This window comes from Limnohabitans sp. 2KL-17, from assembly GCF_003063415.1.
Lineage (GTDB): Bacteria > Pseudomonadota > Gammaproteobacteria > Burkholderiales > Burkholderiaceae_C > Limnohabitans_A.
The window spans coordinates 77,506-87,175 of sequence record NZ_NESK01000018.1 but is presented as its reverse complement, the minus strand read 5'-3'; the positions used below and the strand labels follow the sequence as shown (position 1 = coordinate 87,175).

Here is a 9,670-nt window from a genome sequence, read left to right as displayed (position 1 = left end):
GAAGGCACTGATCGCATCCAAGGCACCACATGCGAACGACTTCACCAACCAGCGGGTGCGCAAGGGAGGTGAGGTTGACCCGGCCCTGCGCTCGAAGAATCGCAACAAGTCCAAGGTACGCGCCCGGGTGGAGCACGTCTTCGCAGTGGTCAAGCGGCTGTGGGGCTTCACCAAGGTGCGCTATCGCGGCCTGGCCAAGAACGCCACGCGCTCGTTCGTGGCCTTGGGTCTGGCCAACATCTACTTAGCGCGTGGACGCCGCATGGCATGAGTGCGTCTTCAGAGCGCGCAATGCGCGTGTCTGGCGTGAAAAGGCCAGAAATACGGGCCGAAATTGGGCCGCTTCGCCCATCACATCTCGCATCATGCAATCAACTAGCAACATATCGCTGAATTCGTTGGCTTGTTCAGCGTAGCCTTAACGCGTCCACCGTGCGCCGGGTTGGCGCAGGGGTGCCCTGATGGGTGAGGGCTGTTGAAGAAGTATTCGAAATCATTTGAAATTTTCCATTTGCGTGAGCGATTGCAGGCATCCCAAGCGTTCAGCGTGGAATTCGCACTTGATGCTCGTCAAAATTTCCGTTCTCAGCCTGGGTATGGCAAGCCTCGCATTGCGCAGCGCTCTTGACACTGACTCGCTTCCAGACCGCTGAGTCCACTTCCCTGTGCTTGCGGGCAAACCAGGCCGACCGGGTGATGCGGTCTTGTGGGGGCTCTTCGCGCACACGCTTGTAAGTCCCCGCGTTGGCCTTGAGCCAAACAGACACTTGCTGGACCTGCTCCGGCGCCATCGATGCATCACTGCCGTAATGCTTATCCAAGCCCAGCATGATGCGTTGCCATGAAGCCGCCGGCAACATGCCTGGCGGATAAGCCATGTGACACGCCGCGCACTCTTGTTTGTACACAGGTGGCACCTGCGCGGGCATGAGCCGCCCATCGGCCCAGACGGGCAATGCAAAGAAATACACAAGTGCAGTCCAGGCTGAAAGTTTTAAAAAGACTGAATGCATCATTTCAAGCCCATCAGATAAGCCAGTACATCGACCTTTTCAATGGCAGTGCACTCCCGCGACAACACATCTTTGCAGTTGCGCTTGAACCATTTTTCGACCTTGGCGCTGTCGGTCAAGCGCTCGGCATTGAAGGCTGGGGCCATGGCTGCGATCTTCTTGCCCGTTGATGCGTGTTTGCTGTCACGGGTGGGGGGGTCGCCATGGCACGATGCACATGACCATTCCCCACCAAGGCGTTGTGTGAAAAAAGCCTGTCCACGCGCGGCATTGCCCGGCTGCCCTGCCGCTTGCTGCCATCGCTGTAATTCGGCTTGGGGGGAACTGGCCAAGGCCTGGGGCCCGAACGCCATACCCAACAGCAGCAATGTGGCAACAGCGATTCGCTCAGTAAGCACGGTGGCCACCCGCCGATTTGACCTCCATTTTGAGCGCCACAAAATCAGCGCCACTCATGTAACCCTTGACTTCAAAAAAACGCCCATTGGCCAGCTGGCCGTGCTCCTGATCAATGCGTGTTTGGCTACCCAGAACGGCGTTGTAGACCGTATTGCCCGAGGCCAGGGAGAAACCAGAAGCGGACCAGTTGCTGACCATGCCATACACCTCGAATCGAGTCCCTTGACCGGCAACAGTGCTGGTTTTGCTGTCCACCTTGCTGGCCAGCAGAACACCGCCAGTCATGACACCCTTGATCTCCACGTAGGCACCATTGGTCAAAGTGACCAACGAACCCCGCTCAAAATAGGCTTGACTGACATCCACTGTAGTGCCTTGCACCGTCATGGTGTTGCCCTGCAAATTGCTCACGGAGCCGAACAACTCGTTGCTGTAATGGCTTGTGCTGCCCCCGGCGGTGATCGAACGGTACGACTCCTGACCCTCTTGCTCCGAGCGCGTCACAGACAACACACCATTGGTGAGAGCGCCGCGGACTTCATAAAATTTCCCAGGCGTCCAAGACGCTCCATTCGAAAGCACAGGAACGCCACCAATGGCCCATTGCGTACCGTCTGTAGTGGCCACCCCTTTGATCTTGGTCTGACCGGATGCGCCACCAGCCCAATTCAACACTTGCGTGGCATCCAGCACCTGGATTTTGGTGGCTATCAGGCTGCTGCCAGAGCGTTGACTGTCATCCAAGGCCAACACACGCACAGCATGCAAACCTGTCAAATCAGCGCCAGCAGGCTCAAGGGTGCAACTGACCACAGGACAAACAGAGAAACTGGAAGGTCCTGTACTGAGACTCAAAGTGATACCTGAGACAGCACTGACAGGCGCGCTCGATTGGCCACGCCATGCGGCATCGAAGCTGAAATTGGTCGCACTGACACTCACCACACGGGTTGCCAAAAAGCTGTTGTCAGCTTGCATGACGCCGTAGACATTGACATAGCTTCCTGCCTGTGGCGTAAACGATTGCCCTGTCGCATCGGCATAAAGGGTGCTGGCATTCAATGTGACCGTTTGTCCACCAATGGTCATGGCTTGGCCTGAGACAAAGGCACTGACCGTTCCGCGCACCCCACCCAGCAGGCGAATCTTGCTGGCACTTCCCAGGCTTTGGGCTTCATCTGCACTGCCGTGCAAAGCCACGGTCATACCCAAAGCAAGGGGACTGGAGTACTCGACCAATCCATACAGCTCGTCACTGTCCATGACAGTGGCCGACGTGGTCTCAAAACGAACACCATTGACAACGATGGAGCCCAGGCCAGTGATCGTGCCCAGATAACTGGTTTGGACGCCAGCGTAAGTAGCCACCCCACCCGGGTTGTCGCTGCTGCTGAGATTTGAAGGATTTTCGGAGGACCCACTTCCTCCACCACAAGCTTGCAGAATCGACAATCCAGCCAGCACAGCGGCATGAGCGACAATTTTTTGGTATTTGACAGGGTTCTTCACAGGATCAACCTTTCATGGATAAATGAAGGTTAAAGACCCGAGATGAAATCCGGCTTAAGGCCAGTCAGTCAAAAGGTGACGCCAGATCCGAAAAACTCCAATGACACTGCAACAGTTCGGGGATGGGTCAATCCGACAACAGTTCAATGCGTGCTGCAGGCAAAACCAGCATGAATGTAGAGCCTTGGCCTACTTGGCTTTGGATGCGTAGCTCACCGCCGTGGCGTTGCACCACATGCTTGGCAATGGCCAAGCCCAAGCCAGTGCCACCCGTTTCCCGCGATCGGCTGCGATCCACGCGGTAAAACCTTTCCGATAAACGCGGCAGATGCTCAGGCGCAATACCTGGGCCTGTGTCACTCACTGAGAAAATTGCGCCTTCGGCGGTGCGAGACCAGCCAACACGAATCAAACCCCCTGGCGGTGTGTAACGAACGGCATTGCTGACCAGATTGGTAATGGCGCTTAGCAATTCTGAGCGCACACCCAACAAAGTCCAATGCGGCACGGGTTCAAATACCAAATCATGCAGCAATCCCCCCTGTTCGCCTTCGAGCCCCGAAAGCACCGAAGACAGCGCCTGCGCATCTGCAGCCACACTGCTCATCAGGTCCGGCAGGTTCACTTTTTCATGTAAACCAGGAGGCAGACTGCCTTCCAGCTGGGACAAGGTCAATAAGTCAGCCACCAAACTTTGCATGCGGTCTGCCTGAACTGCCATCAAATGCAGATACCGCTGCTGCTCTTCAGGTGGCAAAGGGATCGATTGCATTGTTTCAACAAACCCAGCAAGCACGGTCAGCGGCGTTCGAATTTCATGAGACACGTTGGCCACAAAATCTCGGCGCATTGCATCGGCCAAAGTGACCGATGTGATGTCTCGTGTGAGCAACAACTGTTGTCCTTCTCCATACATATGGAGTTGCACCGACAACTTGGGGGTTTGTGTCAATGAACTGGCACGGCCGTCAATCACCGCTTCTGCAGTGTGATCATTTGCAGCAATGTATTTGGCAAAAACAGGGTCGCGAACCAAATGAACAATGTGTTGTTTCAAATCCCGGCTGACATCCATGCCCAAGTGACTGGATGCCGTGGAGTTACACCATTCAATGCGACCTTGTGCGTCCAACAAAGTCACGCCGTTGGGAGAGGCTTGGATGGCTTGCAAAAAATACTGCAAACGCTGCTCGGCCATGTTGGTTTGCGTTTCCCTATGGCGCAGCAAGCGCTGAACCCGCTGAGCAATCTCTGCCCAAACACCCCTCCAAGGCACAGGACTGTGCAAGTCAGATTGCGACAACCACTGTTCAATGCGGTGTGTTTTCCAAATCAGGACAATGGCGTAGACAAACACCGCAATCAGGGCAGCGAATACCGCCTGGGTCAAGCCAGCCCACCACCAAACCGGCAAAGCCACGACCACCCCGGCAAAAACAAGTTCAAGTATCGGAACCAACATTCAAAAACCCTTAATTGGAGGGCGTTCCGGTCATGCGGTAACCTGCACCTCGAACGGTTTCGATCATAGTGCCAGCACCACCCAGAGACTCGCGCAGGCGTTTGACATGCACATCCACGGTACGCTCTTCAATGTAAACGTGGTCACCCCAAATTTTGTCAAGCAACATGCCGCGCGTGTGAACACGTTCGGGATGTCTCATTAAATACTGCAACAGCTTGAATTCAGTAGGACCCACTTTGATCGGCTTGTCTTGCCAACTGACACGGTAGGTATCAGCGTCTAACTGCAGTTCTCCAATCTTAACGGCCCCACCCACAGACTCAGGAACCCTTCGTCGCAGCACAGCCCGTATTCGGGCCAGCAATTCGCGCGGCGAGAAGGGTTTGACAATGTAATCGTCGGCTCCGGCATCCAAGCCAGCGACCCGATCCGCCTCATCGCCACGTGCAGTGAGCATCAAGATAGGTACGGCCTTGGTCCGTGCCGAATTTCTCCAGCGCCGCGCCAATTTCAAGCCACTTTCACCGGGCAGCATCCAGTCGAGCAAAATCACATCGGGCAATATTTCATCCAACTCACGTTGAGCAGACTCAGAGTCCATGGCCCAGACTGGTTGAAATCCGTTGTGCCGCAAATTGACCGAAATCAGTTCGGCGATAGGCGCCTCGTCCTCAACGATCAAAATTCTCGGCAAACTTTTCATCTCACCGCTTTTTCAATTTCAGTCAGCGCTGTGTGGCGGACATCAGAACCTTTGACGACATAAATCACAAATTCGGCGATGTTCTTGGCATGGTCACCGATGCGCTCAATCGCCTTGGCCACAAACAGCAAATCCAGACTGGCCGAGATGGTACGGGGGTCTTCCATCATGTAAGTGATCAACTTGCGGACAAAACCATTGAATTCAGCGTCGATCAGATCGTCTTCCTTCAAAATCACCAAGGCCGTGTTCACATCGAGCCGCGCAAATGCGTCCAATGCCTTGCGCAGTAACCCCGAGGCCAGGTCTGAAGCGATCCGTAATTCCGAAGAAGGAAGGTTGCGAGGGCTGCCTTGCTCCAGAATTTTTTTAACCATTCGGGCAATCCGATCGGCTTCATCACCAGCGCGCTCGAGGTTGCCGGTGATCTTGGAGATCGCCATCAGCAAGCGCAAGTCACGCGCAGTCGGCTGTCGACGGGCAATGATGGTGGCCAACTCGGCGTCAATCTCAACTTCCAAGGTGTTGACTTGCTTTTCGGTGGCAATGACCTGGTCAGCAACTTCCGAACTGAATTGGGCCAAAGCGTAGACGGCGTGGCGTGTTTGAGACTCCACCAAACCACCCAGTTCCAAAACACGGGATGACACGTTGGTTAGGTCGGCGTCGAATTGACTTGAAATATGTTTTTCCATGGTTCTTCTCCTGATCAGCCAAAACGGCCGGTGATGTAATCTTCGGTTTCCTGACGGGCAGGCTTCATGAAAATCTGCTCGGTCTGACCAAATTCGACCAGTTCGCCCAGATACATGTAGGCAGTGAAGTCCGACACTCGCGCAGCCTGCTGCATGTTGTGCGTCACGATGGCCACGGTGTATTCTTTTTTCAACTCGCTCACCAACTCTTCCACCTTGGCGGTCGAGATAGGGTCAAGTGCCGAGGTGGGTTCGTCCAGCAAGATGACTTTGGGCTTGACAGCTACGGTGCGTGCAATGCACAAACGCTGCTGCTGGCCACCCGAAAGTGACAAGCCGCTTTGGCCGAGTTTGTCTTTGACTTCGTTCCATATGGCTGCCTTGGTCAAGGCCGACTCTACGCGATCGTCCATGTCGGCACGGCTGAGGTTTTCGTACAAGCGCACCCCAAAAGCGATGTTGTCGTAGATCGACATCGGGAAAGGTGTGGGCTTTTGGAACACCATGCCAATTTGAGCACGCAGCAAGTTCAGGTCCTGGCCTTTGGCCAGAATGTTTTGACCATAAAACTTGATCTCACCTTCAGCGCGTTGACCCGGGTACAGGCTGTACATGCGGTTGAGCGTGCGCAGCAAGGTGGACTTGCCGCAACCGGAAGGGCCAATAAAAGCCGTCACGCGATGCTCAGCGATGTCGAGGTTGACATTTTTCAGGCCTTTGAACTTGCCGTAATAAAAGTCAAGGTTGCGCACTTCCAGTGCGTTTCGGGTCGGTGTCTTGTCAGGCATGTGGATTCCTGTGAATGCAAATTGAAAAATCGGGAGGCTTGGGGTCAGACGGCATCAAACCGACTGCTTGTCCCTGAAAAATACACGGGCCAAAATATTGAGCACCAAAACAGCCAAGGTGACCAACAAGGCACCCGCCCAAGCCAGACGAATCCAGTTCTCATACGGGCTCATGGCGAATTGGAAAATCACCACAGGCAAGTTGGCCATTGGCTTGGACATGTCGGCATTGAAGAACTGGTTATTCAGCGCCGTGAAAAGCAATGGCGCGGTCTCTCCGCTGATGCGGGCAACAGCCAATAACAAACCGGTGATCACCCCACTTTTGGCCGCACGCAGCGTGACCGACAGCGACACCTTCCAACGCGGTGCGCCCAGTGCAAAGGCAGCTTCACGCAAACTACCAGGCACCAATCGGAGCATGTTTTCAGTCGTTCGCATGATCACAGGCACAGCAATCAAGGCCAGTGCCAGACTGCCCGCGTAGCCAGAAAAAGTGCCCAAGGTGGCCACGGCAATGGCATACACAAACAAGCCGATCACGATCGACGGTGCCGACAGCATGATGTCGGTCACAAAACGTGTGAGTTCGGCCGTTTTGCTTTGATCACCGTACTCAGTCAGGTAAATACCCGCCAAAATACCCACAGGTGTGGCCACCAATACAGTGAGCCCCACCATCATCAAACTGCCCACAATGGCGTTGCGCAGCCCGCCACCTTCTGTTCCAGGTGCGGGCGTGTCTTGTGTCAGCAAGTTCCAATCCAGCGCGGCAAAACCGTTAGAAAACAACACCACCAAGATCCACAACAACACCGCCAAGCCCATGCCCATGGCCAGCATGGAAGTGACCATGCCCCAAGCATTGGCCAAACGGCGACGGCGGTACAAAGCTTCATTCATGTTCATCGCCATGTCAGAACCCCTTGGCTTTTTCAGCCCGGTTGATCATGATTTTGGCGAAGGCCAAGACCACGAAAGTGATCACGAACAACAAAAAGCCGAGCGCGAAAAGTGAGGAAATATGGAAGTCATCGGCCTCACCAAACTCATTGGCGAGTGTGGAGGCAATCGATGTACCCGGCGAGAAAAGCGAAGTGGGCATGCGGTTGGCATTGCCAATCACAAAGGTCACCGCCATGGTCTCACCCAGTGCCCGGCCCAAACCCAGCATGATGCCGCCGATAACGCCTTTTTGGGTGTAAGGCAACACAATCTTGCGCACCACTTCCCAGGTCGTGCAACCCAGGCCATAAGCCGATTCACGCAAGATGGGGGGGGTAATTTCGAACACGTCACGCATCACAGCGGCCACAAACGGCAAGACCATAAAGGCCAACACGATACCGGCGGCCAAAATGCCCATGCCGTTGGGTGCTCCACCAAACAAAAACCCGATCAGCGGCATACCGCCAAGCACATCGCGCAGCGGTACCTGGATGTAATCGGCAAAAATGGGGGCAAACACGAACAAGCCAAACATGCCATAAATGATCGATGGCACCGCTGCCAGTAACTCGATGGCAGTGCCTAAGGGTCGGCGCAACCAGACGGGGCAGGTTTCAGTCAAAAACACGGCAATGCCAAAGGCGAGGGGCACCGCCACCAACATGGCAATGCCCGCGCTGGCCAGCGTGCCAACAATCGCAATCGCTGCACCAAACTCTTCGTTGATGATGTCCCATTCCACATACCAAATGAAGCGCGCGCCAAACTTGGCAAAGGTAGGCCAGGCATTGATGAACAAGGACACGATGATCCCAGCCAAAGCCACCAGAACCAATAGTGAAAACAGCTGTGTCAGGCGGTGAAACAACAGGTCTTGCAAACGCTGCCGCTTGACCACGCTCAGCATGTGGCTGGTGCTGTCCGCACTGGAGGGAGGGGATTGCATGTCTTGACCGATCAAACAAAGAGCATCCAATTAAACAAGAAATCCGTCGGTCGTTGGATGACAACCGACGGATGGCAGACCGAAGCCTGAATTACTTCTGGATTTTTGACCAGACTTTGGAACGGATCTGATCGGTCAAGCTGTCTGGCAAAGGCACGTAATCCAGGTCGGCTGCCATTTTCTTGCCATTTTTGAAGGACCAGTCAAAGAACTTGAGGGCTTCAGCAGAAGCAGCTTTATCGGCTGGGTTTGTGTACATCAAGATGAAAGAAGCCGTGCTGACGGGCCAGCTGTTGGCGCCTTTGGCATTGACCATGGACACGCCCATGCCCGGCACGCTGAACCAGTCGGCACTGGCTGCGGCCGCCGCAAAGGTGGCGTCATCAGGGCTGACGTACTTGCCGTCGGCGTTCTGGATTTGCATGAAGTTCATCTTGTTCTTTTTCACGTAGGCGTATTCCACATAGCCCAAAGAACCTTTGATGCGGTTCACGTTGGCTGCAACACCTTCGTTGCCCTTGCCACCCACCGATGTAGAAGCTGGCCACTTGACCGCAGCGCCCTTGCCCACTGTGTCAGCCCACTCTTTGCTGACAGCGGTCAGGTAGTCGGTCCAGTTGAAGGTGGTGCCCGAACCGTCGGCGCGGTGCACCACGGTGATGATCTCGTTGGGCAAGTTTTTACCAGGGTTCAAAGCGGCAAACTTGGGGTCGTTCCACTTGCTGATTTTGCCCATGAACATCTCGGCCATGACGGTACCCGTCACGCGCAATTCGCCTGGCTTGAAACCATCCAGGTTAATCACGGGAACTGTGCCGCCGATGATGGCGGGGAACTGGACCATGGCGTCTTTGTCAAGGTCTTCACCTTTGACGGGGGCATCGGTCGCACCAAAAGTCACGGTCTTGGCGCGGATTTGCTTGATACCGCCTGAAGAACCGATGGACTGGTAGTTCATGCCGGTGCCGGTGGCGGCTTTGTAGCCCTCAGCCCACTTGGCATAAATAGGGAACGGGAAAGTCGCGCCTGCGCCGGTGATGTCAGCAGCAAAGCTGGCCGCTGCGACAGCGCTCAGGCCAATGGCAGCTGCTAAAGATTTCAATTTCAACATGTGAACTCCTGTTTAGGGGTATGGGTACGAAGTCGCCCGAGAGGTCTTTCGTGGGGACTGATTCGACTTTAATCAGCCATTGTGACAAAACGA

Annotated in this window: 11 protein-coding genes; 1 reads left to right on the top strand and 10 read right to left on the bottom strand. The window is 54.8% G+C overall.

The window, feature by feature from the left end:
* Positions 1-271, top strand: a 271-nt coding sequence (locus tag B9Z45_RS10655; RefSeq protein WP_146180911.1) for a transposase, incomplete at its 5' end; no start/stop codon positions are given.
* A 271-nt stretch (positions 272-542) separates the two neighbouring features.
* Here B9Z45_RS10655 and B9Z45_RS10650 read toward each other — a convergent pair.
* The 10 genes from B9Z45_RS10650 to pstS all read right to left on the bottom strand — a co-directional run bounded on the left by B9Z45_RS10650 (position 543) and on the right by pstS (position 9,577).
* On the bottom strand, positions 543-929 hold the full coding sequence (locus B9Z45_RS10650; protein ID WP_233252171.1) for a diheme cytochrome c: 387 nt from the start codon (positions 927-929) through the stop codon (positions 543-545).
* A gap of 83 nt (positions 930-1,012) precedes the next feature.
* A complete protein-coding gene (locus B9Z45_RS10645; RefSeq protein WP_108407207.1) occupies positions 1,013-1,366 on the bottom strand; it encodes a DUF1924 domain-containing protein in 354 nt (117 codons plus the stop codon).
* A gap of 34 nt (positions 1,367-1,400) precedes the next feature.
* Entirely contained in the window at positions 1,401-2,921 is a 1,521-nt protein-coding gene (locus tag B9Z45_RS10640; RefSeq protein WP_108407193.1) for a DUF5666 domain-containing protein, read from the bottom strand.
* 127 nt (positions 2,922-3,048) lie between these two features.
* A complete protein-coding gene (gene phoR / locus B9Z45_RS10635) occupies positions 3,049-4,383 on the bottom strand; it encodes a phosphate regulon sensor histidine kinase PhoR (RefSeq protein WP_108407192.1) in 1,335 nt (444 codons plus the stop codon).
* A 10-nt stretch (positions 4,384-4,393) separates the two neighbouring features.
* Positions 4,394-5,089, bottom strand: a complete 696-nt coding sequence (phoB, locus tag B9Z45_RS10630; RefSeq protein WP_108407191.1) for a phosphate regulon transcriptional regulator PhoB — start codon at positions 5,087-5,089, stop codon at positions 4,394-4,396.
* Entirely contained in the window at positions 5,086-5,784 is a 699-nt protein-coding gene (phoU, locus tag B9Z45_RS10625; RefSeq protein WP_108407190.1) for a phosphate signaling complex protein PhoU, read from the bottom strand. The genes phoB and phoU overlap by 4 nt, the downstream gene beginning before the upstream one ends.
* 14 nt (positions 5,785-5,798) lie before the next feature.
* On the bottom strand, positions 5,799-6,572 hold the full coding sequence (gene pstB / locus B9Z45_RS10620) for a phosphate ABC transporter ATP-binding protein PstB (RefSeq protein WP_108407189.1): 774 nt from the start codon (positions 6,570-6,572) through the stop codon (positions 5,799-5,801).
* A 54-nt stretch (positions 6,573-6,626) separates the two neighbouring features.
* Entirely contained in the window at positions 6,627-7,481 is an 855-nt protein-coding gene (pstA, locus tag B9Z45_RS10615) for a phosphate ABC transporter permease PstA (protein ID WP_108407206.1), read from the bottom strand.
* Between the two features lie 7 nt (positions 7,482-7,488).
* On the bottom strand, positions 7,489-8,466 hold the full coding sequence (gene pstC, locus B9Z45_RS10610) for a phosphate ABC transporter permease subunit PstC (RefSeq protein ID WP_233252170.1): 978 nt from the start codon (positions 8,464-8,466) through the stop codon (positions 7,489-7,491).
* A 91-nt stretch (positions 8,467-8,557) separates the two neighbouring features.
* Positions 8,558-9,577, bottom strand: coding sequence for a phosphate ABC transporter substrate-binding protein PstS (gene pstS / locus B9Z45_RS10605; RefSeq protein WP_108407188.1), 1,020 nt, complete (start codon positions 9,575-9,577; stop codon positions 8,558-8,560).
* Between the last annotated feature and the right edge of the window lie 93 nt (positions 9,578-9,670).

Excerpts from the sequence above, each read along its gene's own strand:
- B9Z45_RS10650 (WP_233252171.1), bottom strand. The coding sequence starts at position 929 with ATGCCCGCGCAGGTGCCACCTGTGTACAAACAAGAGTGCGCGGCGTGT.
- B9Z45_RS10645 (WP_108407207.1), bottom strand. The coding sequence starts at position 1,366 with ATGGCGTTCGGGCCCCAGGCCTTGGCCAGTTCCCCCCAAGCCGAATTA.
- phoR (WP_108407192.1), bottom strand. The coding sequence starts at position 4,383 with ATGTTGGTTCCGATACTTGAACTTGTTTTTGCCGGGGTGGTCGTGGCT.
- phoB (WP_108407191.1), bottom strand. The coding sequence starts at position 5,089 with ATGAAAAGTTTGCCGAGAATTTTGATCGTTGAGGACGAGGCGCCTATC.
- phoU (WP_108407190.1), bottom strand. The coding sequence starts at position 5,784 with ATGGAAAAACATATTTCAAGTCAATTCGACGCCGACCTAACCAACGTG.
- pstB (WP_108407189.1), bottom strand. The coding sequence starts at position 6,572 with ATGCCTGACAAGACACCGACCCGAAACGCACTGGAAGTGCGCAACCTT.
- pstA (WP_108407206.1), bottom strand. The coding sequence starts at position 7,481 with ATGAACATGAATGAAGCTTTGTACCGCCGTCGCCGTTTGGCCAATGCT.
- pstC (WP_233252170.1), bottom strand. The coding sequence starts at position 8,466 with ATGCAATCCCCTCCCTCCAGTGCGGACAGCACCAGCCACATGCTGAGC.
- pstS (WP_108407188.1), bottom strand. The coding sequence starts at position 9,577 with ATGTTGAAATTGAAATCTTTAGCAGCTGCCATTGGCCTGAGCGCTGTC.